Source organism: Stenotrophomonas lacuserhaii (assembly GCF_014836545.1).
GTDB classification, from domain to species: Bacteria; Pseudomonadota; Gammaproteobacteria; order Xanthomonadales; family Xanthomonadaceae; genus Stenotrophomonas; species Stenotrophomonas lacuserhaii.
Genome location: NZ_JACSQS010000017.1, coordinates 1 through 23669 on the forward strand (window position 1 = coordinate 1; position 23669 = coordinate 23669).

Annotated in this window: 25 protein-coding genes; 11 read left to right on the plus strand and 14 right to left on the minus strand. The window is 67.9% G+C overall.

Features of this window, described 5'->3' with window-relative positions; all coding sequences use genetic code 11:
• Positions 1–138: 138 nt before the first annotated feature.
• The gene (locus tag H9654_RS14200; RefSeq protein WP_042615229.1) at positions 139–966 is read right to left on the minus strand and encodes an inositol monophosphatase family protein; all 828 of its coding nucleotides are present in this window, start codon (positions 964–966) and stop codon (positions 139–141) included.
• A 116-nt stretch (positions 967–1082) separates the two neighbouring features.
• Between H9654_RS14200 and H9654_RS14205 the strand changes: the two genes are divergently transcribed.
• The 3 genes from H9654_RS14205 to H9654_RS14215 all read left to right on the plus strand — a co-directional run bounded on the left by H9654_RS14205 (position 1083) and on the right by H9654_RS14215 (position 4988).
• Positions 1083–1847: an RNA methyltransferase gene (locus tag H9654_RS14205; RefSeq protein WP_042615228.1), complete on the plus strand. Its 765-nt coding sequence runs from the start codon at positions 1083–1085 to the stop codon at positions 1845–1847.
• Positions 1848–1926: 79 nt separating this feature from the next.
• Complete coding sequence (locus H9654_RS14210; RefSeq protein ID WP_191771542.1) at positions 1927–2859, plus strand: phosphate/phosphite/phosphonate ABC transporter substrate-binding protein; 933 nt, start codon at positions 1927–1929, stop codon at positions 2857–2859.
• A complete protein-coding gene (locus tag H9654_RS14215) occupies positions 2856–4988 on the plus strand; it encodes a putative bifunctional diguanylate cyclase/phosphodiesterase (protein WP_191771418.1) in 2133 nt (710 codons plus the stop codon). The genes H9654_RS14210 and H9654_RS14215 overlap by 4 nt, the downstream gene beginning before the upstream one ends.
• Before the next feature lie 7 nt (positions 4989–4995).
• On the opposite strand, the gene epmB is transcribed toward H9654_RS14215, so the two are convergent.
• A complete protein-coding gene (epmB, locus tag H9654_RS14220) occupies positions 4996–6000 on the minus strand; it encodes an EF-P beta-lysylation protein EpmB (protein WP_191771421.1) in 1005 nt (334 codons plus the stop codon).
• Between the two features lie 120 nt (positions 6001–6120).
• Between epmB and efp the strand changes: the two genes are divergently transcribed.
• The 5 genes from efp (at position 6121) to H9654_RS14245 (ending at position 10314) form a co-directional block, all read left to right on the plus strand.
• Positions 6121–6687 carry an elongation factor P gene (gene efp / locus H9654_RS14225; RefSeq protein ID WP_101098522.1) on the plus strand — a complete coding sequence of 189 codons (567 nt, stop codon included), beginning with the start codon at positions 6121–6123 and terminating at the stop codon, positions 6685–6687.
• Between the two features lie 117 nt (positions 6688–6804).
• Positions 6805–8148: a TRZ/ATZ family hydrolase gene (locus tag H9654_RS14230; RefSeq protein ID WP_191771423.1), complete on the plus strand. Its 1344-nt coding sequence runs from the start codon at positions 6805–6807 to the stop codon at positions 8146–8148.
• Between the two features lie 42 nt (positions 8149–8190).
• Positions 8191–8907, plus strand: a complete 717-nt coding sequence (gene ubiG, locus H9654_RS14235; RefSeq protein WP_191771425.1) for a bifunctional 2-polyprenyl-6-hydroxyphenol methylase/3-demethylubiquinol 3-O-methyltransferase UbiG — start codon at positions 8191–8193, stop codon at positions 8905–8907.
• The gene (locus tag H9654_RS14240; protein WP_191771427.1) at positions 8904–9599 is read left to right on the plus strand and encodes a phosphoglycolate phosphatase; all 696 of its coding nucleotides are present in this window, start codon (positions 8904–8906) and stop codon (positions 9597–9599) included. The genes ubiG and H9654_RS14240 overlap by 4 nt, the downstream gene beginning before the upstream one ends.
• Before the next feature lie 10 nt (positions 9600–9609).
• A complete protein-coding gene (locus H9654_RS14245) occupies positions 9610–10314 on the plus strand; it encodes an isoprenoid biosynthesis enzyme family protein (protein WP_191771429.1) in 705 nt (234 codons plus the stop codon).
• A 72-nt stretch (positions 10315–10386) separates the two neighbouring features.
• Here the strand turns inward: H9654_RS14245 and H9654_RS14250 are convergent, their stop codons facing one another.
• The 3 genes from H9654_RS14250 to yidD are packed head-to-tail and all read right to left on the minus strand — an operon-like array spanning position 10387 to position 12828.
• Positions 10387–11226 carry a M23 family metallopeptidase gene (locus H9654_RS14250; protein ID WP_191771432.1) on the minus strand — a complete coding sequence of 280 codons (840 nt, stop codon included), beginning with the start codon at positions 11224–11226 and terminating at the stop codon, positions 10387–10389.
• Positions 11226–12572, minus strand: a complete 1347-nt coding sequence (locus tag H9654_RS14255) for a dihydroorotase (RefSeq protein ID WP_191771434.1) — start codon at positions 12570–12572, stop codon at positions 11226–11228. The genes H9654_RS14250 and H9654_RS14255 overlap by 1 nt, the downstream gene beginning before the upstream one ends.
• Before the next feature lies 1 nt (position 12573).
• A complete protein-coding gene (yidD, locus tag H9654_RS17825; RefSeq protein WP_318241146.1) occupies positions 12574–12828 on the minus strand; it encodes a membrane protein insertion efficiency factor YidD in 255 nt (84 codons plus the stop codon).
• Positions 12829–13199: 371 nt separating this feature from the next.
• Here yidD and dksA point away from each other — a divergent pair, with 371 nt between their 5' ends.
• The gene (gene dksA / locus H9654_RS14265; RefSeq protein ID WP_191771438.1) at positions 13200–14465 is read left to right on the plus strand and encodes an RNA polymerase-binding protein DksA; all 1266 of its coding nucleotides are present in this window, start codon (positions 13200–13202) and stop codon (positions 14463–14465) included.
• 211 nt (positions 14466–14676) lie between these two features.
• Here the strand turns inward: dksA and H9654_RS14270 are convergent, their stop codons facing one another.
• The 9 genes from H9654_RS14270 to ccmA are packed head-to-tail and all read right to left on the minus strand — an operon-like array spanning position 14677 to position 21452.
• Positions 14677–15669, minus strand: a complete 993-nt coding sequence (locus H9654_RS14270) for a tetratricopeptide repeat protein (protein ID WP_225212082.1) — start codon at positions 15667–15669, stop codon at positions 14677–14679.
• A gap of 8 nt (positions 15670–15677) precedes the next feature.
• Positions 15678–16169, minus strand: coding sequence for a cytochrome c-type biogenesis protein (locus H9654_RS14275; protein WP_406833480.1), 492 nt, complete (start codon positions 16167–16169; stop codon positions 15678–15680).
• On the minus strand, positions 16147–16764 hold the full coding sequence (locus H9654_RS14280) for a DsbE family thiol:disulfide interchange protein (RefSeq protein WP_191771443.1): 618 nt from the start codon (positions 16762–16764) through the stop codon (positions 16147–16149). Before H9654_RS14280 ends, H9654_RS14275 begins: the two co-directional genes overlap by 23 nt.
• A gap of 14 nt (positions 16765–16778) precedes the next feature.
• Complete coding sequence (locus H9654_RS14285) at positions 16779–18698, minus strand: heme lyase CcmF/NrfE family subunit (RefSeq protein WP_191771445.1); 1920 nt, start codon at positions 18696–18698, stop codon at positions 16779–16781.
• Complete coding sequence (ccmE, locus tag H9654_RS14290; protein WP_191771447.1) at positions 18699–19160, minus strand: cytochrome c maturation protein CcmE; 462 nt, start codon at positions 19158–19160, stop codon at positions 18699–18701.
• Complete coding sequence (gene ccmD / locus H9654_RS14295) at positions 19157–19342, minus strand: heme exporter protein CcmD (RefSeq protein ID WP_191771449.1); 186 nt, start codon at positions 19340–19342, stop codon at positions 19157–19159. Before ccmD ends, ccmE begins: the two co-directional genes overlap by 4 nt.
• A complete protein-coding gene (locus H9654_RS14300) occupies positions 19339–20088 on the minus strand; it encodes a heme ABC transporter permease (RefSeq protein WP_191771451.1) in 750 nt (249 codons plus the stop codon). Before H9654_RS14300 ends, ccmD begins: the two co-directional genes overlap by 4 nt.
• A 33-nt stretch (positions 20089–20121) precedes the next feature.
• Positions 20122–20817, minus strand: a complete 696-nt coding sequence (ccmB, locus tag H9654_RS14305; RefSeq protein ID WP_191771454.1) for a heme exporter protein CcmB — start codon at positions 20815–20817, stop codon at positions 20122–20124.
• Entirely contained in the window at positions 20814–21452 is a 639-nt protein-coding gene (gene ccmA, locus H9654_RS14310) for a heme ABC exporter ATP-binding protein CcmA (RefSeq protein WP_191771456.1), read from the minus strand. Before ccmA ends, ccmB begins: the two co-directional genes overlap by 4 nt.
• Before the next feature lie 204 nt (positions 21453–21656).
• Here ccmA and H9654_RS14315 point away from each other — a divergent pair, with 204 nt between their 5' ends.
• Together H9654_RS14315 and H9654_RS14320 are read left to right on the plus strand one after the other, a co-directional pair.
• Positions 21657–22805: a pyridoxal phosphate-dependent aminotransferase gene (locus H9654_RS14315; protein WP_191771458.1), complete on the plus strand. Its 1149-nt coding sequence runs from the start codon at positions 21657–21659 to the stop codon at positions 22803–22805.
• Positions 22802–23629, plus strand: a complete 828-nt coding sequence (locus H9654_RS14320; RefSeq protein WP_191771460.1) for an amidohydrolase — start codon at positions 22802–22804, stop codon at positions 23627–23629. The genes H9654_RS14315 and H9654_RS14320 overlap by 4 nt, the downstream gene beginning before the upstream one ends.
• Positions 23630–23669: the final 40 nt, after the last annotated feature.

The window sequence follows — 23669 nt, forward strand, 5'->3', positions numbered from 1 at the left end:
CCCCCCCCCCCCCCCCCCCCCCCCCCCCCCCCCCCCCCCCCCCCCCCCGCCAACCAGCAGCCCTGCAGCTTTTGACGTTGCTCCAGAAAGCGGAACGGCGCCCGCAGGCGCCGTCCGATCAACCGTGTTCAAGCGAAATCAGAACTTCGCGTCGAACTCGGCGGCGTAGCCGGTGTTGACCAGTACCTTCTGCAGTGACTCGGCCACCTTCAGGTTGCCGGCCACCACTTGATGGTTTTCCGGGCCGCGGTTGTCCATCCGGCCCAGCGTGGCGCCTTTGTAATCGCAGACCTTGCCGCCGGCTTCGCGTACCAGCAGGATGCCAGCGGCGATGTCCCAGGACTTCACCCCGGCCTCGAAGTAGGCGTCGGCGCGGCCACAGGCCACGTAGGCCAGGTCCAGCGCGGCCGAGCCGGTGCGACGCACGTCTTCAGCCTGCACCAGCAGCGTATCCACCGCCTTCAGCTGGGCGCTGGCGCGGGCGCGCTCGCGCGGGGCGAAGCCGGTGTGGATCATCGTGCCTTCCAGATCCTTGCGGTCCGACACGCGGATGCGGCGGTCGTTGAACACCGCGCCAGCACCACGGCTGGCGGTGAACAGTTCATTGCGCAGCGGATCGAAGATCACCGCATCGGTCGGCTCGCCGTTCTCCACCAGCGCGATGGATACGCAGTAGTGCGGGAAACCCCGCAGGTAGTTGCTGGTGCCGTCCAGCGGGTCGATCACCCACATGTAGCGGTTGGCACCCTGGGTGCCACCTTCTTCGCCGATCACCCCGTATTCCGGGTAGGCGCGCTTGAGTTCCTTGACGATGACCTTTTCCGCATCCGCATCGACCTCGCTCGCATAGTCCATGCGGCCCTTCTGCACCACGTTGAGCGCCTCGAGCTTGTTGATGTTGCGCAACAACACGTTGCCGGCGAGGCGGGCGGCCTTGACCATGACGGTGACGGCGGGTTTCTGCATGGCGGTAGCTCCCGGGAGGGCAGAGGGGGGGATCGGCGGGGGAAAAGAGCAGGTCCGGCGCAGTGGCCGGCCGCACAGTTTACCATTGCAGGCCGTCCAGCTCGACTATCGCGTTCATGTCCGATCCATCCATTGCTTCCCGTATCCGTTTCGTCCTGGTCGGGACCCAGCATCCCGGCAACATGGGCGCCGCCGCGCGCGCCATGAAAACCATGGGCCTGGCCCGGCTGGTGCTGGTCGCCCCGGAAAAGCCGCTGGACGAAGATGCCTTCCGGCGTTCGGCCGGCGCCGAAGACGTGCTGGGCGACGCGCCGGTGGTGGCGACCCTGGCCGATGCCGTGGCCGACTGCACCCTCGTGCTGGGCTGCACCGCGCGTGCGCGCCGGGTGCAGCTGGAAGAACTGCTGCCCACCGTGGCCGCCGCCCGGGTCGCGGCCAAGGCGGCCGAAGGCGCCGAAGTGGCGATCGTGTTCGGTCGTGAGCGCACCGGCCTGACCAACGAAGAGCTGCAGCTGTGCCATGCCGCAGTGCATATCCCGTCCGATCCGGCGTTCAGCTCGTTGAACCTGGCCGCTGCGGTGCAGGTGCTGGCTTACGAGGTGCGCATGCGCCTGCTCGGCGATGCCGCCACGCCGGTGGCCGAGCCGGGGCTGCGTGAACAGCCGGCCAGCCATGAGCAGATGGAAAGCTTCTTCGGCCAGCTGGGCGAGACCCTGGACGAGATCGAATTCCACAAGGGCCGGGCGCCGGAATCGGCGATGCGCAAACTGCGCCGGCTGTTCCTGCGCAGCGAACCCAGCGAGCAGGAAGTGCGGCTGCTGCGTGGGATCCTGGCCGACGCCCAGCGGATGGCCAGGATTGCGCACGGCGACAAAAAATAGCCTGACGCAGTTCTCACTTTTTTCGGGTAGTCTTTCCCTTACATGACGGGGGAACATCGTGAACGCTTGGCTGGGACGCATGCAGTGGGGACTGCTGGGCCTGGCGTGCCTGCTGATGGCAGGTGCGTGCATGGCCGCGTCGCCGGCGTCCAGCAGTGGACGCGCGGACCAGCGTCACGTGCTGGTGCTCGGCCGCATCAGCGATGACCCCAAGGCCCACTACGCGCAGCTGCAGCCGTTGCTCGACTATGTCGTGGCCCACATGCACGACCTGGGGATCACCGAAGGCCGCGTGTTGATGGCGCGCGATGCGCAGCAGATGGCCAGCTACCTGCGTCGCGGGCGCGTTGACTGGGTCACCGAAACGGCCAGCACCGCGGTGGCGCTGGGCCAGCGCGCCGATGCGCGGCCGCTGCTGCTGACCGAGCGCAGCGGGGTGCGCGAATACCACAGCGTGTTTTTCGTGCGCCGGCAGAGCCAGCTGCACCACTTGGCCGACCTGCGCGGGCATACCCTGGCCCTGCAGAATTCGGCCTCCACCAGCGCCTATCTGGTGCCGGCCATGACCCTGCTGGAGAACGGCCTGGTGCCGCAGATCCTGCAGGAGCCCGATGACACGCCCACCGCAGATGCGGTCGGTTACGTGTTCGCGCGCACCGAACTGAACATCGCCACCTTCGTGCAGAAGGGCATGGTCGATGCGGGCGCGGTGAGCAGCGTGGACTGGGACGACGAACGCCGGGTGCCGCCGTCATTCAAGCATGATCTGCGGGTCATCCATCGTACTGCGCCGTATCCGCGTGCAGTGGAGGTGGTGCGCCCGGACCTGGATCGGCGCGTGCGCGATCGCCTGCAGCAGGTGTTGCTGGACGCCGCGCAGGATCCGCAGGCGAAGGATGCGTTGGCACGCTTTTTTGGTACATCCGGCTTCCATCGCGTTGATGCGCGGATGCTGCAGCGGCTGGATGATTTGAAACGAGGACTGGTACGCGTGCGGATGGAAGTGGAATGAAGCGCCTGGGCTTGGGATCGGGAATGCAGGCGCGCTTCGTGCTGGCGATGGGCGGGGCGATGCTGGTGGTGGTGGCCATCCTGGCGGTGCTGCTGGGACGGCAGGCGGCGACACAGCGGGAAGTGACCCGGCTCAGTGGCACGGTGATCCACGAACTGTTCGACCGCAGCATGCGCAGCCGCGGTGAAACGATGGCCCGTGAACTGGCCGATGCGCTGTCCAATCCGCTGTACTACAACGACCTGGAGCAGGTCGGGTCGCTGGTGCGCAACGTGTCGCGGCAACGTGCGGTGGGTTACGTGCTGGTGTTCGATGCCAAGGGCCGCCTGCTGCACGACGGGTCGGTCGGGGTGACGGGCTACGGGCGTGCGATGACCGACCCGCTCGCTGCCAGGGCGGTGGCCGCCAAGGGTGCGCTGGTGCAGGAATCGCCCAAGGTGCTTGAGAACAGCATGCCGATCATGGTCGGCAACCAGCGCCTGGGCGGGGTGCGCGTGGGCATTTCGTTGAAGGACGTGCAGGTGCTGGAGGCACAGGCCAGCCAGACCCTGGCGCAGCGGCTGGAACAGGTCGGCACCCGCCACCTTGGCTGGTTGCTGCTGATGCTGGCCTTGCTGGTGGCGATCGGGGTGGCGGTGGTGCTGTACGTGCAGCGCACCCTGGTCACGCCGATCCGTGGGCTGGCGATGGCGGCGCGGCAGATCGAGGCCGGCGACTACCAGGTGCCACTGCGCGAGAACCATCGCGATGACGAAGTCGGCGAGCTGGTGCGTGCCTTCGCGCGGATGCGCGATGCCATCGCCCGGCATGACCGCGAAGTGCGGCACATGGCCTATACCGATGCACTGACCGGCTTGACCAATCGGCTGGCGTTCCGCGAGGCGCTCGACCATCGGCTGATGGCGGCACGCGCCTCGGGCCACCAGTTGGCGTTGCTGTTTGCCGACATGGATGATTTCAAGCGGGTCAACGACACGCTGGGCCATGAAGCCGGCGATGAGGCGCTGCTGCAGTTCGTGCAGCGCATCAGCGAGGCGGTGGCCACGGCGGGCGGCGACGAGGCCCTGCTGGCGCGTTTCGGCGGCGACGAATTCGTGATCCTGCTGGCTGAAGGCGATGTCGCCGCGCAGGCGCGCGAGCTGGCCGACCTGCTGGTGCGCGAGCTGGGCAAGCCGCTGTGCGTTCAGGGCCGCGAGCTGTTCCTCGGGGCGTCGATCGGCGTCACCCTGTTCCCCGATGATGCCGCCGATGCGACCACCCTGTTGAAGAACGGCGACATCGCCATGTACCAGGCCAAGATGGCCGGCAAGAACTGCCATCGTTACTACAGCCGGGCCATGGACCACGCGGTGGAGCGCCGCGTGCACATGGAGCAGGAGCTGCGCGGTGCCTGGGAACGCGGCGAGCTGCGGCTGGCCTACCAGCCGATCTTCCGCACCCGCGACCGGCGCATGGTCGGGGTGGAAGTGCTGTTGCGCTGGCAGCACCCCACGCTGGGCACGATCCCGCCGTCGGTGTTCATCGAAGTGGCCGAGCAGAGTGGGTTGATCGAAGTGATAGGCCCCAAGGTGCTGCGCGCGGCCTGCATGGAGGCCGCGCAGTGGCCGCGCAATGTCGACGGCGAGGGGCTGTTCGTGTCGGTCAACGTGTCATCCCGGCAGCTGCGCGGCGGCGAACTGCCGGACCTGGTCGCGCAGTGCCTGCACGAGTCCGGGCTACCGGCTTCGCGCCTGCACCTGGAGCTGACCGAAACCGCAGTGATCGGCGATGAGATGCTGGCCGCGCAGCTGCTGGACAAGCTGCACCGCACCGGGGTGAAGGTCTGGCTGGATGACTTCGGTACCGGGTTCTCCGGGCTCAGCCACCTGCGTCAGGTGCCGGTGGACGGGGTGAAGATCGACAAGAGTTTCGTCGCTGACATGCAACGCGACCCGGATGACCTGGCACTGACCACCGCGATCATCGCCATGGCCCACGCGCTGGGGATCACCGTGGTGGCTGAAGGCATCGAACAGGAAGTGCAGTTCGACCTGCTCAGCCAGCGCGGCTGTGACCTCGCCCAGGGCTACTGGCTGAGCCACCCGGTCACCGCCACTGCGGTGGTGCAGATGATCGAATCCGGCGCCTGATTTCCCGCTACACCGGGCGCTTGCTGGGGTCGCCGGGAAGTTCGCGGACCAGTTTGGGGACCAGGTAGCCGGACAGGCGCGCGGTCAGTGCGGCGATCAGGGCCTTGGCCGTTGCATCGTCCACTTCGAAGTGGGCCACGCCCTCCACGCGATCCAGCTGGTAGAGGTAGTAGGGCATCACGCCGGCGGCGAAGCTGCGTTCGCTCAGCGCCGCCAGGGCGTCTTCGCTGTCGTTGACCCCGCGCAGCAGCACTGCCTGGTTCAGCAGCTGCGCGCCGGCCGCGCGCAGGCGCGCCAATGCGGCATCCACGCTGGCATCGAACTCATTGGCATGGTTGGCGTGGATCACGAAGGCCAGCGGCCACGGCAGGCTGCCCAGCCAGGCCACGAGGTCTTCGTCAACGCGCTCGGGCAGCACCACCGGAAGGCGGCTGTGGATGCGCAGTCGGCGCAGGTGCGGGATGGCGCGCAGGGCATCGGTCAGCTCCACCAGCTTGTGCGTGGCCAGTGACAGGGGATCCCCACCGGACAGGATCACTTCGTCGATGCCCGGGTCTTCGGCGACCGCCCGCACCGCGTCCTGCCAGCCCCCCTTGGCGGCGTTTTCGGTGCCGTAGTCGAAGTGGCGGCGGAAGCAGTAACGGCAGTTGATCGCGCAGCTGCCGGTGGTCACCAGCAGCGCGCGGCCACGGTATTTCTGGATGACCCCGGTGGCCTTCTTTGCCGCGCCGTCGCCGACCGCATCCAGGCTGAAGCCGGGCACCTGGCGCATTTCGGCGTCGATCGGGAGCACCTGGCGCAGCAGTGGATCGTGCGGGTCGCCATGCCGCATGCGGGCCACGAACCCTTCCGGGACGCGCTGTGCGAACTGCTGCAGGGCCGCCTCCGAAACGCCCAGCGCCGCAGGCTCCAGCCCGAGCCGTGACAGCAGTTCGGCCGGGTCGCGTATCGCCTGGCGCCAGAGCTGCTGCCAGCGGGCGGAAACGGGGCGGTGAGCGGCGGAGAGCTGCATGGACAGGGGGCCTGCGGTTATCATGGGGGCATAAATCAGTGCCCACCGTCCTGCGGTGGGCTTTCCATTCTATCCGGCTCGCCGCGCATGCGGCGGTTTCGCCATTTGAGGAGCTTGAGCATGGCCACTGCGGGCATGAACGATGTCAAGAACGGGATGAAGATCCTGGTCAACAATGAACCGGCCGTCATCTCGGAAACCGAGTTCATCAAGCCGGGCAAGGGCCAGGCCTTCACCCGCGTGCGCTACCGCTTCATCAAGTCCGGCCGCACCGTGGAAATGACCATGAAGGCCACCGATGACGTCGAAGTGGCCGACGTTGTCGATACCAACATGAACTACATGTACAGCGACGGCGAGTACTGGCACTTCATGGACCCCGAATCCTTCGAGCAGGTGCAGGCCGACAAGGCGGGCATGGGCGGCGCGGAGAAGTGGCTGAAGGGCGAAGAGTCCTGCATCGTGACCCTGTGGAACGGCTCGCCGATCTTCGTGCAGCCGCCGAACTTCGTTGAGCTGAAGATCACCGAGACCGATCCGGGTGTGCGCGGTGACACCTCCGGCGGCGGCGGCAAGCCGGCCACGCTGGAAACCGGCGCGGTGGTCCGCGTTCCGCTGTTCGTGAACCAGGACGAGATCATCAAGGTCGACACCCGCTCGGGCGAATACTCCGCGCGCGTGAAGTAATCCGGCGCAGCCGATTACGGTAGGGACGGCCGCTGGCCGTCCGCTCCCGGCGTTACGTGGGGGCCGGCCGATGGCCGTCTCCACGGCCGACCCGCCGCCCCCGCCAAGTGAGTCCGCATGACCGACACCGCACGCACCCCCGAAGCCTGTGACCTGCTGATCGAAGCCGGTTACGTGGTCCCGATCGAGCCGCATGCGGTGGTGCTGGAAGACCATGCCGTGGCCGTGCGCAATGGCGAGATCATCGCGGTCCTGCCGCGCAGCCAGGCGCGCGAGCGCTTCAATGCCGCCCAGGTGGTCAGCCGACCCGAGGCCGCGCTGATGCCGGGCCTGGTCAATGCGCACACCCACAACCCGATGACCCTTCTGCGCGGGGTGGCCGACGACCTGCCGCTGATGACGTGGCTGCAGCAGCACATCTGGCCGGTGGAAGCGGCGGTGATCGGGCCCGAATTCGTGGCCGACGGCACCACCCTGGCGATCGCCGAGATGCTGCGTGGTGGCACCACCTGCGCCAACGAAAACTACTTCTTCGGCGACGTGCAGGCAGCGGTCTACAAGAAGCACGGCTTCCGCGCGCTGGTCGGCGCGGTGATCATCGATTTCCCCACCGCCTGGGCGAAGAGTGATGACGAGTACTTCGCCAGGGCCGGCGAGCTGCACGACCAGTGGCGCAACGATCCGCTGATCGGCACCGCGTTCGCCCCGCATGCGCCGTATACGGTCAACGATGCGAACTTCGAGCGCGTGCGCATGCTGTCCGACCAGCTGGACATGCAGGTGCACCTGCACACGCACGAGACCGCGCAGGAAATCAGCGATTCGATCACCCTGCACGGGCAGCGTCCGCTGGCTCGGCTGGATCGCCTCGGCCTGGTCAACGACCGCCTGATCGCCGTGCACATGACCCAGCTGACCGAGGCGGAGATCCACCTGTGCGCCGAGCGCGGCGTCAGCGTGGTGCATTGCCCGGAATCCAACCTCAAGCTGGCGTCCGGCTTCTGCCCGGCCTGCGCGCTGCAGCGCGCCGGGGTGAACCTGGCCATCGGTACCGATGGCTGCGCCAGCAACAACGACCTGGACATGTTCAGCGAGAACCGCACGGCGGCGATCCTGGCCAAGGCCGTGGCCAATGATGCGACCGCCCTGGATGCGGCCAGCACGCTGCGCGCGTCCACGCTGGGCGGCGCACGCGCGCTGGGCTTCGGCGAGCGCATCGGTTCGATCGAAGTCGGCAAGCAGGCCGACCTGGTCTGCGTGGACCTGTCAGCGCTGGAAACCCAGCCGTTGCACAACGTGCTGTCGCAGCTGGTGTATGCCACCGGTCGCCAGCAGGTGAGCGATGTGTGGATCGCCGGCCAGCCCAAGCTGGTGCAGCGCGAACTGGTCGGCATGGACCTGCCGGGCATCATCGCCAACGCGCGCCAGTGGCGCGAGCGCATCCGTCACGTGCGTGCCTGATCCATCCCATCCGCGCGCCCCCCGGCGCCGCAAGGACACCTCATGAACGCCCCGAATGTTTCTTCCAATTTCGACCAGGCCGAGCTGGACAAGTTCGCCGCCCTGGCCAACCGCTGGTGGGATGCCGACGGTCCGCAGAAGCCGCTGCATGCGCTCAACCCGGTGCGCCTGAAGTATGTCGCCGACCGGGCACCACTGCGCGGACTGCGCGTGCTGGACATCGGCTGCGGTGGCGGCCTGCTCAGCGAGGCGCTCGCCCAGGCCGGTGCCGAAGTAACTGCCATCGACCTGGCGCCGGAGCTGGTCAAGGTGGCGCGCCTGCACGCTCTGGAAAGCGGCGTGAGCGTGGACTACCGGGTACAGGCTGCCGAGGACCTGGCCGCTGAGCAGCCGGAAAGCTTTGATGTGGTGACCTGCATGGAAATGCTGGAACACGTGCCGGACCCCGGTGCGATCATCGAAGCCTGCAAGCGCCTGCTGAAACCCGGCGGCCAGCTGTTCCTGTCCACCATCAACCGCACCGCCGCCGCCTTCGCGGTGGCGATCGTGGGCGCCGAGTATGTGGCGCGGCTGCTGCCCAAGGGCACCCATCACTACCAGGAATTCATCACCCCGGCCGAGCTGTCGCGCTGGCTGCGCGAGGCTGACCTGCAGCTGCAGGACGTCAGCGGCATGGCCTACGAGCCATGGCGAAACCGCGCCCGGTTGTCCAGCCGGACCGACATCAACTACCTCGCCCACGCGACCAGGCCGGCATGACCGCAGTGCGCTTCCCGCCCGCGGTGCTGTTCGACCTGGACGGTACCCTGCTGGACAGCGCGCCGGATTTCGTCGCCACCGCCGGCGACATGCTGGCCGCCCGCGGTCGGCCGCCGGTGTCCCTGGAAGTGCTTCGCCCGGTGGTGTCCAAGGGCTCGCGTGCGATGCTGGCCGCTGCCTTCCCGGACCTGCCCGACGACCAGCGCGATGCGCTGGTTCCGGAATTCCTGCAGCGCTACGAAGCCCTGATCGGCCGGCATGCAACGCTGTTCGACGGCGTGGCGGGCATGCTCGCCGCGCTGGATGCCGCCGACGTGCGCTGGGGCATCGTCACCAACAAGCCCGAATACCTGGCGCGGCTGATCCTGCCGCAGCATGGCTGGCAGGCACGCTGTGCGGTGCTGGTTGGCGGCGATTCGCTGCCCGAGCGCAAGCCGCACCCGATGCCGCTGCTGCATGCCGCGCAGGCGATCGGCATTGCACCGTGGCAGTGTGTGTACGTCGGCGATGACGAGCGTGACATCATCGCCGCGCGCGCTGCCGGAATGCCTTCGGTCGCCGCGTTGTGGGGCTATCGCCTGGCGGAGGACGACCCGGCCAGCTGGAATGCCGATGTCGTGCTTGACGATGCGCACTCGCTGCAGCAGGCCAGCCGCTGGCCGACCCTCCCGGCACCGCCGGTCAAGAATTGAAGGATACGTAGTGAACAGCAGTGCGTTGGACAGCTTCCTGGACAAATGGCGTGCGCGTTGGCCGGAATGGTCGGTGGCCGAGCCGTTCGTGGCGCCGGAGCAGCGTGCGCGCGCGGTGGCGTGGTTTTCGCTGCTGCAGGAATTCGATGACATGCTCAACACCAGCGGCGATCCGTTGCCGGCCGATGCCAAGCTGGCCTGGTGGGGCGAAGAGCTGCGCAGCTGGGCGGGCCAGCGCTCACGCCATCCGCTGGGCCGCGTACTGGAGCCGATCCGCGCGCCGTGGGCGGCACTGGCCGATGCGCTGCCGACGCTGGTGGAGGCGCGTGCGGTGGCCGTGGATGCGGCAGCCGCGCAGCGTGCGTTGACGGTGTTCGCCGAAGCGGTGGCGGCGGTGGAGGCCGTGCTGTTCGATGACAAGCCGCGCACGGGTGCCGGCCGTGCCGTGCTGCTGCAGACGCTGGCGCAGCGGCTTTACGACGCAGGCGTGGCCGGCGTGCCGCGTTCGCTGCTGGAGCAGGAGGCCGATGGGGCTTCGCAGCGCTGGGCCGGCGAGCTGCTGAAAGAGTGGAAACTGCGCGTTGCCGGTCCCCGCCCGCGACGGATATGGGCAGCGCTGGCGCGTGCACGGCTGCAGGCACAGGCCAGCGGCAAGCCGATCGAAGCAACGCCGGTGCGCACCTTGTTGCGTGTGTGGTGGGCCGCGCGCCGCTGACGCCCTGGTAGCGCCGACCCGTGGTCGGCGAGCGCAGCGGGTGGTGGGGGACGACCGTGGGTCGTCACCTCCTCACTTCCGTTCCAGCACCAGCAGCGGGTCGATACGGGTGTCGAACCAGTTCATGCCCCAGTGCAGGTGGGGCCCGGTCGCACGCCCGGTGGCCCCCACCGCGGCAATCACCTGGCCCTGTTCGACCCGATCACCGACCTTGACGTCGATGCGCGACAGGTGCAGGAAGTTCGAGCTCACCCCAAAGCCGTGGTCCAGCAGCAGCGTGCCGCCGGTGAGATACAGATCCGGTGCGGCGAAGGTCACCACGCCAGCCGCCGGCGCCTTGACCGGCGTGCCGGTGGGCACGGCGATATCCATGCCGGAATGGCCCGATCCAGGCTGTCCGTTGTAGACACGGGCATTGCCGAAGCGGCCGCTGATGCGGCCCTGCACCGGCCACATGAAAGGCTGGGCGAAGTCGGCGCGGTCGTCATCGCGCGCCCGCGCCGCCGTCACCTGGGCCTGTTCGCGCTTGATCCGCTCGGCGATCGCCGGCGGCGGATTAACCGTCTTCGGCGGCACGCCGTTGACCCGTTCCACCGGCCAGTCGCGCGGCGTCACCGCGATGGCGACGCGCTCGTTGCCGCCGTCGGGACGCTGCACTTCAACCTGCAGCGGACCCTTCTCGTCGCGACCGATGCCGAACACCACGCTGCCGTAGCCACTCACCCGCAGTGTGCGACCCCCATAGCGGACCGTGCTGCCCGCTGGCACCTTGCCGATCACCATCGCGCCCTGCGAGGCGCTGGCGGGAAACACGACGCGGCTGTCGGTGGCCTGTGCAGCGGCCGGGTTCACCGCGCACAGCAGGACGGGCAGGGCGCCGGCGAGTACCGAGGCCAGCAACAGCGCCCGCATCAGCGGTTGAACGCCAGGCGCTGGCCGTTGGCCGCGCCCACGATCTGCGTACCGTCCCAGGCCAGCTGGCCGTTGATCCAGGTCGATGCGATGCGCGATTGGAACGTAGTGCCTTCGAAGGGCGACCAGCCACACTTGGACAGCACGTCTTCGCGCTTGACGGTGAACGGCTTGTCCTCCACCAGTACCAGGTCGGCGAAGTAGCCCTCACGCAGGAAGCCGCGTTCGGCCACGTCGAACAACTGCGCCGGCGCGTGGGCGAATTTCTGCACCACCCGGGCGATGTCCAGCTTGCCTTCGTGCACCAGCTCCAGCGCAGCGGTCAGCGCATACTGCACCAGCGGCAGGCCTGACGGGGCCTGTGCGTACGGCTTCTGCTTTTCTTCCCAGGTGTGCGGGGCATGGTCGGTGGCGAGCACGTCGATGATGTCTTCCACCAGCGCGGCGGTCAGCGCCTCGCGGTCAGCCACGTCCTTGATCGCCGGATTGCACTTGATCAGGTTGCCCAGGCGCGCGTAATCGGTCCGATCAAAGCGCAGGAAATGAATGCAGGTTTCAGCGGTGATCTGCTTGCGGCTGCCATCGGCACGGATCAGCGGGCCGCGCTCGAAAAGGGCCAGTTCGTCGGCGGTGGAAATGTGCAGCACGTGCAGGCGGGTGCCGTGCCTGCGGGCCAGCGAAACCGCCAGTTCCGACGACTTCAGGCAGGCCTGGCGCGAGCGGATGTCCGGATGCTGTTCCGCGCTCAGGGTGTCGCCGTATTGCGCCTGATACTGCTTCATCAGTGCGTCGATCATCGGCGTGTCTTCGCAGTGCGTGATGATGGGGGTCGGCGCATCGCGGAAGATCGCGTCCAGCGTTTCCGGGTTGTCGACCAGCATGTTGCCGGTGGAGGCGCCCATGAACACCTTGATGCCAGGCGCGGTCTTGGGATCAAGGCGCTGGATGTGTTCGAGGTTGTCGTTGCTGGCGCCCATGTAGAAGCCGTAATTCGCACGCGCACGGCCAGCGGCGGCATCGTACTTGGCCTGCAGGGCGTCGGCGTTCAGCGTCGGCGGATTGGTGTTGGGCATGTCCATGAAGGTGGTCAGGCCCCCGGCCACGGCGGCCGCCGATTCGGTGGCGATGTCGCCCTTCTGGGTCAGGCCGGGTTCGCGGAAGTGCACCTGGTCATCGATCATGCCGGGCAACAGCCAACGCCCTGCGGCATCGACCACCTGCTCGCCATCGCGCGCGGCCAGGCCGCTTTCGATGCGGGCGATGCGGCCGTTCTCGATGCGCAGGTCGGCATCGAAGACGCGTCCTTCGTTGACCAGGCGGGCGTTGGTAATCAGCGTGGAAGGCATGTCAGTGGTTTCCTTTGCAGCGGCAGGCGGGATCTTCGGGCCGCTCGGGCACCGGATCGAATCCGCCAGGATGGAAGGGGTGGCAGCGGCCGATCCGGCGCACGGCGAGCCAGCTGCCACGCAGCGGACCGTGGCCGGCGATGGCCTGCATGGCATATTCGGAACAGCTGGGGACAAAGCGGCAGCGCGGCCCGAGAAGCGGGCTGATGAAGCGCTTGTAGAAGCGCAGCAGGGCGATGAGCAGGTGGGAGATCACCCGTTCATAGTAAAACGAGTGTCCGCTGTTGGGGTGAATCGCGGCGGCATGGCCGCGCTGCCCGTAAAACCCCGACGGAGCGGCCGTTGCCCATTCAGTGGGAGCCCGTGGGCTACATGGTTGGCAGCGGCGCATATTTGTCGCAGGATGGGGCGTTGGCTGCCGCACGCGTCCTGCGCCGCAGCCATGTCGGCGGCATGGCTGCCGACCAGGTTCCGTGCCGCGCAGCAGGTGATGCGGGTCCCGGGCAAGCCACGGCCTTGTTTTACAACGGTTGTGTGTGCGTCCTGTCACGCGGTTGCTGCAGTCGGCCGGGTAGGCTATAAAGGCCCGCTTTCCCGGGCCCCGGGGAATCCAAGGAAGAGCGTTTCGTGGCTGCTAAAAAATCTGCAAAAAAGGCCGTCAAGGCCGCCAAGAAGTCCGCCAGCCCTGTTGCGAAGAAGACGGCGGCCAAGTCTGTAGCCAGCAAGCCGGCCAAGCCGGTGGCCAAGGCAACGGGGAAGACAACGGCCAGGACGGCCACGGCGAAGAAGGCGCCGGCAGCGAAAGCGCCGGTGAAGAAGGTCGCGGCCAAGAAGGCCGCAGTGACCAAGGCACCGGCGAAAAAGGTCGTGGCCAAAAAGACGGCGGTGACCAAGGCAGTGGCGAAGAAAGCGCCGGCCAAGGTCGCCAGCAAGCCGGCCAAGGCCGCTGCGAAGCCGGCCAAGCCGGTTGCCAAACCGGCCGGCAAGGTCGCAAAGAAGCCCGTGGCCAGGCCGGCCCCGGCAAAGAAGGTTTCCACGGTCGCCAAGGCGGCCAAGGCCGCCAAGCCGGTTTCCGGCAAGGCGTCCGCAAGCAAGCCGTCGGCCAGTCCGGCGGTGAACAAGACCGCCACGGCAAAGCCCGCGGTCGGCAAAGCCACCGGCAAGCCGGTGGCGGCGCCCGCAGTGAAGTCCGTACCGAAGCCGGCCCCGCCGGTTCCGGCCACGTCTGTCCCGGCCAGCAACGCCGGTACCAAGGCACCTGAAAAGGTGGCCAAGGCGCCAGCCAAGCAGGCCCCGCAAATCAAGAATCCCGTGCCCGTTTCGAAATCGTCCGCGAAAACCCCTGTAAAATCCGATGCCGCCCCGAAGACCGTCGCCCGCCCGGTGGGCAAGGTCGCCGTGGCAGTGACCGCACGCTCGACCGCTCCGGCGCCGCGCAGCAAGTACAAGGTGGTCGAGTACAAGACCGACGAAGCCACCGGCCGTCCGATCCTGCCTGCCGGCTACAAGCCGGGCGCAGAAGAGGAATACATGAGCCCGCTGCAGCAGGAGTACTTCCGCAAGCGCCTGCAGGACTGGCGCGCCGATCTGGTGGAAGAATCCAAGCAGACCATCGAGAACCTGCGCGAGGAAGTGCGTGATATCGGCGATGAAGCCGAGCGTGCGACCCGCGAAACCGAGAACTCGCTGGAACTGCGCACCCGCGATCGTTACCGCAAGCTGATCGGCAAGATCGACAGCACGCTCAAGCGCCTGGAAGCAGGTGATTACGGCTACTGCGTCGATACCGGCGAAGAGATCGGCCTGGATCGCCTCGAAGCGCGCTTGACCGCCGAGCGCACCATCGATGCGCAGGAGCGCTGGGAACACATGCAGAAGCAGCAGGGCGACTAAGCCTGGTGTTCTGAGGCAGTACCGAAAAGCCCGGCTCGCGCCGGGCTTTTTCGTTGCTGCGTCCACCGGGGACGGTAGCGCCGACCCATGGTCGGCGAGCGCAGCGGGCCGTCGGCGGAGGGATTCCGCCGAGCACGGCTCGGCGCTACCAGAGCAGGTCGGTAGCGCCGACCCGTGGTCGGCGAGCGCAGCGGACCTCGGGCTGACGGCGTTACCGCAGCTGCAGCTTCAGCTCGCTGCGCTGCGGCAGCTGCACCGTCACCGGCGCGCTTTCCAGATCGCCCTCGGCGTGCGACGCCGTGCCCGTGCGTGACAGTCTCGCCAGCACCTCCACCTGTGCGTGGGAAGACAGCGGCTGGGTCGGCATCGGGCTGTCGGCGTCGCTGAGGGTGACGCTCGCAGGCAGCGCCTGCAGCGGATAGCGGCGCACCGCCACCGGCATCGGCGGCCCTCCCGGTGCACGTGCCAGCACGAACAGCGCCGCGCCCTGTGGCCACTGCGCGGGATCGAAACCGGGCGGTAGCGCGATGCCGATGCTCAGCAGGGGCGTCGCGTTTTCCTGCAACGCCCCGGAGGAAGCGGCGGGCGCTTTGGCACCTGCCGCAGCGCGTGCGATGACCAGCTGTTGTTGCAGTGCCGCCGCCGCGCCGGGCTGCAGGCGCGGCAGCAGCGCGGACCACACGGCCACCGCTTCCGCATCGCGGCCGCGCTGGCGCAGCGCGATGCCCAGCAGCCAGGCAGCGCGTTCGGCATCGGGCTGCACCTGCAGCGCATGCTGCAGCCAGCCCAGCGCCCGGTCATCGAAATGTTTTTCCGGATCGGCCTGGGCACGCGCCTGGGCGGCTTCCACCAGCACGCCGGCGTCGTCCGGTGCCAGCGCTGCAGCCCGGCTGTACGCGGCAGCAGCGGCATCAAGCTGGCCGAGTTCGCCGCGCGAGCGGCCCAGCAGCACCCAACCATCGGCGCGCTGCGGTTCCCGCTCAAGTGCCTGTTCCAGCGCCTGCACGCCGTCGCGCAGCTCCGCCAGCGAGGGGGCGGCCGGTTCCTGTGCGGCGCGCGGATCGCCCACCAGCAGGTACAGGCTGGCGCTGGCCAGGCCGATGCTCAGGCAGGCAACGAGGAATCCCGCCCGCCCGCGCGCGCGCAGCGGCCACAGCACCGCCAGCGCCAGCAGCAGGCCCGCAATCCCCGCCAGTACAGCCAAGCCGGCCGTCACCAGCCATCACCGCGGGTTTCGTCGACCACCACCGTGCCACCGCGGCGGCGCACCAGCCGCCACACCAACAGCGCGCCGGCCAGCAGGAACAGCAACGGTCCGCCCCACAGCAGCCACGTACCGGGTTGCAACGTGGGCTGGTACAGCACGAACTCGCCATAGCGCTGCACCAGGAAGCGCTTCACCTCGGCATCGTCATGGCCCTGCTGGATCAGTTGCAACACTTCGCGGCGCAGGTCCTGGGCGATCTGGGCATTGGAATCGGCCAGTGACTGGTTCTGGCATTGAACGCAGCGCAGCTGCGCGGCAAGGGCGTGGAAGCGGGCTTCTTCGGCAGGGTCGGTGAACTGCAGCGGGCGCGCATCATGCACCGGCTGCTGCGCGCGGGCGACGCTGCAGAACAGCGACGCCAGCAGCAGCACGGCCATCAGCAGGCCGCCTGCCAGCCGGCTGGCCCCGTGGCGATCAGGGCGTGGCGTGCAGTGCATTGCCGGCATCGGCCTGGGACTTCTCGACCTGTTCCAGCGCCGGGATCAACTTCTGCTCGATCACCGCCTGGGTCATCGCGCCGCTGTACTTCCAGCGCACCACGCCGCTGCCGTCCACCAGGAAGGTTTCCGGTGCGGCGGTGATGCCCCAGTCGATCGCGGTGCGGCCTTGGATATCACTCAACACCACCATGAAGGGATTGCCGAGCTGTTCCAGCCAGTGCAGGGCATCGGCCGGTTCATCCTTCCAGTTGTAGCCGATCACCCGCACGCGCTTGGTTTCGGCAAAGCGGGTCAGCACCGGATGTTCTTCGCGGCAGGCCGCGCACCAGCTGCCCCAGACGTTGAGCAGGTACGGCGCGCCGCGCAGCTCTTCGCTGCGGACCTGGATGTGCGGATCGTGCAGCACCGGCAGCTCGAAGGCCGGCGCCTGCTTGCCGATCAGCGGCGAGGGCAGGACATCGCGCTGCGGATCGCCGCTCTTCATCACCCCATACACCATCAGCCCGAGCAGGCCGAAGAAGAACAGCACGCCGATCACGATGGCCACCGGCGGCAGCGGACGGGAAGGGCGGGGGGCGGGGGATTCGGACATGGAAAACAGCACTCCTACGGACGGCGGAAACGACGATCAACGGCAGCGACCAGGCCACCGAGCGCCATCAGCAGCGCCCCGAGCCAGATCCAGCGCACGAATGGCTTGATATGCACGCGTACGGCCCATGCATTGTTGCCCAGTGGCTCGCCCATTGCCACGTAGACATCGCCGGAAAGGCGCGCATCGATGCCGGCTTCGGTCATCACCTGGCCACCGCTGGCATACAGGCGTTTTTCCGGATGCAGCAGGGCGCGTTCGCGGCCATCGCCGAACACCCGCAGGTGGCCGCGGTCGGCGCTGAAGTTCGGGCCCTCGCGATGGTCGACGCCTTCGAAGCGGATTTCATGGCGGCCCACCACCACGGCCTGCCCGGGTGACAGGGCGACTTCGCGCTGCACGTTCAGCGCTTCCACCAGCAGCGCGCCGGCCAGGAATACCGCCATGCCCACATGGCCCAGCAGCATGCCGGTCATTTCCGCGGTGAAGCGCCCATTGCCGCGCAGCCGCTGCCAGATGAAACGTGCCGTACCCAATCCGACCCAGGCGGCCGCGCCGACGCCCAAGCCGACCTTCCAGCCGTTCTGCGGTGCCCGCCACCAGGCCAACGCGGCCAGCAGCACCGCCAGCACCAGCCACGGCAACAGCAGCGCCAGCGCGCGCGAGGGCTGGTCGCGTTGCCAGTTGACCAGCGGGCCGAACGGCAGCAGCAGCACCAGCGGCGCCATCAGCAGCAGGAACAGGCTGCCGAAGTAGGGCGGCCCGACGGAGATCTTGCCCAGCCCCATCGCATCGGCCAGCAACGGATACAGGGTGCCCAGCAGCACCATCGCACAGGCACTGGCCAGCAGCAGGTTGTTGGCCAGCAGCAGGGTCTCGCGCGAGGTGGCGGTGAAGCCGCGGCGCGGATCGCTGCTGTCCACGCCCAGGCTGCCGGCGCGCAGCGCGAACAGCAACAGTGCGCCGCCGACCAGGATCGCCAGGAACAGCAGGATGAACATGCCGCGCGAGGGATCGGCAGCAAAGGAATGCACGCTGGTCAGCACGCCCGAACGCACCAGGAAGGTGCCAAGCAGGGACAGCGCGAAGGCGGCGATCGCCAGCAGCAGGGTCCAGCTGGCGAAGGTGCCGCGCTTTTCGGTGACTGCCTGCGAGTGGATCAGCGCGGCGCCGGCCAACCATGGCATGAAGCTCGCATTTTCCACCGGATCCCAGAACCACCAGCCGCCCCAGCCCAGTTCGTAGTAGGCCCACCAGCTGCCCAGCGCGATGCCCAGGGTGAGGAAGGCCCAGGCCACGTTGGTCCACGGCCGTGTCCAGCGCACCCAGCGCGTATCGACCCGGCCATCCAGCAGCGCGGCGACCGCGAAGGCGAACGGCACCGAGAAGCCGACGTAGCCCAGGTACAGCATCGGCGGGTGGATGATCAGTCCCGGGTCCTGCAGCAGGGGATTGAGATCACGGCCTTCCAACGGCGCGGGGATCAGGCGCGCGAACGGATTGGAGGTGAAGATCAGGAACGCCAGGAAGCCGATGCTGACCAGGCCCATCACCGCCAGCACGCGCGCCTGCACGGTAGCGGGCAGCGCGCGCGAGCCCAGCGCCACCGCGCCGGTCCACGCGGCCAACACCAGCGCCCACAGCAGCAGCGAGCCTTCGTGCGCGCCCCACACCGCTGACCAGCGATACACCATCGGCAGCAGCGTATTGGAGTTTTCGGCGACGTAGCGCACCGAGAAATCCTGCTGCACGAAGCCAGCGGTCAGCACCGCGAAGGCGGCCGCCACCAACAGCAGCTGCGCCAGCGCCGCCGGTCGTGCGACCTGCATCCAGCTGGCGATGCCGCGCTGCGCACCGATCAGCGGCAGGCTGGCCTGCAGCAACGCGGCCAACAATGCCAGCAGCAGCAGGATCTGTCCCAGTTCGGGCAGCACTCAGCGCACCTCGGGTGCAGGCACGGGCACATCGTGTTTGACGTGCGCCTTGCCCATCTTGTCGGCCAGTTCCTTCGGCATGTAGCTTTCATCGTGCTTGGCCAGCACTTCTTCGGCGATGAAGCGATCACCCTGCAGGCGCCCGGTCACCACTACCGCCTGGCCTTCGCGGAACAGGTCGGGCAGGATCTGGTCGCTGCGAACGGTGAGCTCGGCATCGCCATCGGTCACGGTGAACAGCGCCACCAGCGACCCGGGCTCACGTTTCAGCGAGCCCTTGGCGACCATGCCGCCCAGGCGGAAGCGTTCGGCGCTACCGGCATCACCACGCAGCACTTCGGCCGGGGTGTACAGGTAGGCCACGTTGCGCTGCAGGGCCATCGCCACCAGCGCGGTGGCCAGGCCGGAAGCGGCCACCAGCAGCAGCACCCACAGCAGTCGACGCCGGCGCTGCGGGTTCATCGCTCCAGCTCCAGCGGCGCGCCGTTACCGGTGCTGGCCGAGCGCCGAGCCTGCTGCCGCTGCTGGCGCTGGCGGGCATCCTGCCGTGCGCGGCGCAGGCGCAGGTGCGAGCCGATCGCGTCGACGGCCAGCAGCCCGACGAACACGGCGTAGGCGGCGACCACGTAGCCCAGGTAATTCATGCTTCCCCCTGCAGCTGGCGCTGCACCCAGTCCTTGCCGGCTTCGCGCTGCAGGTTGTCCGCGCGCGCCTTGGCCAGCAGTGAGCCGACGAACCACAACTTGGTGCCGATCACCATCAGCCACAGCGGCAGCTGCATGCTGGCATCCAGCGTGGTCGGCCCGAACAGGCGGATGGTCTGGCCCTGGTGCAGGCTGCCCCACCAGTCCACCGAATAGCGGATGACCGGCAGCAACGCGACCCCAACGATGGCCAGCAGGCCCGCCGCGCGCGCGGCATTGCGCCGGTCCTCGATCGCCATGTACAGCCCGATCACCCCGAAGTACAGGAACAGCAGGATCAGTTCGGTGGTCAGGCGCGGGTCCCAGTCCCACCATGTGCCCCACATCGGCCGGCCCCAGATGCTGCCGGTGAGCAGGGTGACGAGGGTGAAGCCTGCGCCGATGGGTGCGCACGCCATCGCCAGCACCTCGCAGATCTTGATCTTCCACACCATTGCGATGGCTGCGTAAAGCGCCATCAGTGCGAACACGAACAGGCTCATCCACGCGCTGGGCACGTGCACGAACAGGATGCGGAAACTGTCGCCCTGCTGGTAGTCGGCCGGCACCACGAACAACGCCTGCCACAGCCCGAAGGCCAGCACCGGCAGCGCAGCGAGGTGGAAGACACGGGACCAGCGACGGGCGAAACGGTCGAAGGTGGGCGGTGAGCCGAGTTGGTGGAACCAGCGGACGATCGGTTGCATGCGGTAGCGGCTATCCCGGTTGGTCGGTGTGGCTCAGCTCAAGGAAATGCGGATGGCGGCAGCGGTGGCCAGTGGCGCCAGCACCAGTGCCACCACCAGCCCGGCGGCGAGCATCAGCAGCGCGCCATACGGATCCTGGTCGCGTGCAGCAGCGGCGACACTGCCTGCGCCGAACACCAGCACCGGCACGTACAGCGGCAACGACAGCAACGCCACGAGGATACCAGAGCGCCGGATGCCGACCGTCAGTGCCGCCACCATGCCGCCGATCAGGCTCAACAGTGGCGTGCCCAGCAGCAACGATGCCAGCAACATCGGCAGTTGGTCATGTGGCAGATGCAGCATTTCCGCCAGCAGGGGGCTGAGCACGATCAGCGGCAGGGCCGTCGTCAGCCAGTGCATCAGCACGCGCACCAGCACCAGCCAGGCCAGCGGCACCGGCGCCAGCAGCCATTGTTCCAGCGAGCCGTCTTCGGCGTCGGAACGGAACAGCGAATCCAGCGCCAGTTGCCCGGCCAGCAGCACCGCCAGCCACAGCACCGCAACCGCGTTGGCGGCCAGCTGCTGCGGATCGCGGCCGGACGCCAGTGCGAACAGCACCACCACCAGCAACGCGAACAGCATCGGTTGCAGCGCATCGCCACGGCGGCGCCAGACCAGTCGCAGGTCGCGCGTGGCCAGCGCACGTGCGGTCTGCCACAGGCCGGGTTCGGTACCGGGCGCGATCATGCGGCTGCCTGCGGCAGCGCCAACTGCAACTGCCGCGTGCGCACTGGCGGGGCGGCATACGCGCCGTGGGTGGTGACCAGCGCCGCGCCACCGCCGCGCAGGTGCGCTGAAATCATGCGGTTGACCAGGTTGATGCCCTCCAGGTCGAGGTTGGCATAGGGTTCGTCCAGCAGCCACAGCGGTGCCGGCGACAACCACATCCGCGCCAGCGCCAGGCGGCGCTTCTGTCCCGCCGAAAGATGCCGCACCAGGGTGTCCTCGTGGCCGGCCAGCCCGACCACGGCCAGCGCATTGCCGGGCATCTGGCGCGCGCGACGGCCATGCAGCCCGCACAGGAAATGCAGGTTCTGCAGCGCGTCCAGGTCCGGTTTCATGGCAGGCAGGTGACCCAGGTAGGCGACGAAGCGCGCGCGCTCGGCGGTGCTGGCGGCGCGGCCATCGATCTCCACGCGGCCGGCTGACGGCCGCAGCAGGCCTGCCAGCACGCGCAGCAGGGTGGTCTTGCCGGCACCGTTGTCACCCTGCACCAGCAGCGCTTCGCCGGTATCGACATGGAACTCGAGCGGCCCGAACACGCGATCGTCATCTCGTGAGAAGCAAAGACCATGTGCGGCCAGCAGCGCAGGGGTATTCAAGGGACACGATCTCTGCACGGCGGACGGGCCCTGATTCTAGCCGCCCGCGCCGGCTTGCGGAGCGCGCAGGCAGCTGCCGGTGGGTGACGACCCCAGCACGTAATGGGCGGCGACCCCAGCACCCGGTGGGTGACGGCCGTTGGTCGTCACGCTTCACCCCCCGCAGTACACTTCACGCCTGTCTTCCGCTCCCCGCACAGGCCGATGCAACCGCAGACCAAGCTGCCCAAGGTGGGCACCACCATCTTCACCGTGATGTCCCAGCTGGCCGCCGAACACGGCGCGGTCAACCTCGGCCAGGGCTTCCCCGATTTCAGCGCGCCGCAGCGCCTGATCGATGCGACCACCCGCGCGATGGCCGAAGGACTCAACCAGTACCCGCCGATGACCGGGGTGGCGCCGCTGCGCCAGGCCATCGCGCAGAAATCGCTGGACCTGTACGGCGCGCAGGTGGACCCGGATACCGAAATCACCGTTACCAGCGGTGCCACCGAAGCGATCTTCAACGCCATCCACGCCGTGGTGCGTGCCGGCGAGGAAGTGATCGTGCTCGACCCGGCGTATGACTGCTATGAACCGGCGATCGACCTGGCCGGCGCACGTGCGGTGCATGTTCCATTGGACCCGCAGACCTTCGCGGTGGACTGGGACCGCGTGCGCGCGGCGATCACTCCGCGCACCCGTATGCTGATGGTCAACACCCCGCACAATCCGTCCGGTGCGATGCTGGACGAGGCCGACCTGCAGGCGCTGGCCGACCTGCTGCGTGGCACGGACATCTACCTGATCTCCGATGAGGTGTACGAACACATCATCTACGACGGCCGTCGCCACGAATCAGCGCTGCGCCACCCGGAACTGCGCGCACGCGCGTTCGTGATTTCCAGCTTCGGCAAGACCTACCACTGCACCGGCTGGAAGATCGGCTATGCGATCGCGCCGCCAGCGCTGAGCGCGGAATTCCGCAAGGTCCACCAGTACAACACCTTCACCAGTTTCGGGCCGGCGCAGTATGGTTTCGCGGCGATGATCCGTGAAGAGCCGCAGCACCACCTGGAACTGGGGGCGTTCTACCAAGCCAAGCGCGACCGCTTCGGCGAGCAGCTTGCGCAGACCCGGCTGGTGCCGCTGGCGGTGCCCGGCGGGTACTTCCAGCTGGTTGATTACTCGGCCATCAGCGACCTGCCGGACCATGAATTCGTGAAGTGGCTGACCATCGAAAAGGGCGTGGCGGCGATCCCGCTGTCGCCGTTCTACGAGACGCCGCCGGCCGGCCAGCGCATCGTGCGGCTGTGTTTTGCCAAGAACGAGGCCACGCTGGATGCGGCTATTGAACGGTTGAAGCAGCTGTGAGCGCCGCCGCGCAGGATCTGCGCATCAGCCTGGTGCAGGGCGATACGCGCTGGCACGATCCGGAAGGCAACCGCGCGCATTACGCCGCGCTGCTGGCGCCGCTGGTCGGCACGACCGACCTGGTGGTGCTGCCGGAAACCTTCACCAGTGGTTTTTCCAACGCGGCGATCAGCCAGGCCGAAGACATGCACGGCCCGACCGTGGCATGGATCGTCGAGCAGGCCGTGAAACTGGGCGCGGCGGTCACCGGCAGCGTGCAACTGCGCGAAGGCGATGCGGTCTACAACCGGCTGCTGTTCGCCACTCCGGATGGTGTTCTGCAGCAGTACGACAAGCGCCACCTGTTCCGTTATGGGGGCGAGCACGAACGCTATGCCGCCGGGCGCGAGCGCCTGAGCGTGGAGTGGAAGGGCTGGCGGATCAATCCGCAGGTCTGCTACGACCTGCGTTTCCCGGTGTTCTGCCGCAACCGTTTCGACGTGGAGCGGGCAGGGCAGCTGGATTTCGACCTGCAGCTATTCGTCGCCAACTGGCCCTCTGCACGGGCGTATGCGTGGAAGACGCTGCTGCGCGCACGCGCGATCGAAAACCTGTGTTTCGTGGCGGCGGTGAACCGGGTGGGCGTGGACGGCAACGACCTGCACTACGCCGGTGACAGCGCGGTCATTGATTACCTGGGGCAGCCGCAGGTTGAGGTGCGCGAGGTAGAGCAGGTGGTGACCACCACGCTGTCGGCACAGGCGTTGGCCGCCCATCGTGCGCGCTTCCCGGCGATGCTGGACGCAGACCGTTTTGAGCTGGACCCGCCGTCGCGCGCAGGCTGAACCGCGCTGCGGACTGGCGCGGCCGGCTCTGTCCTGACGG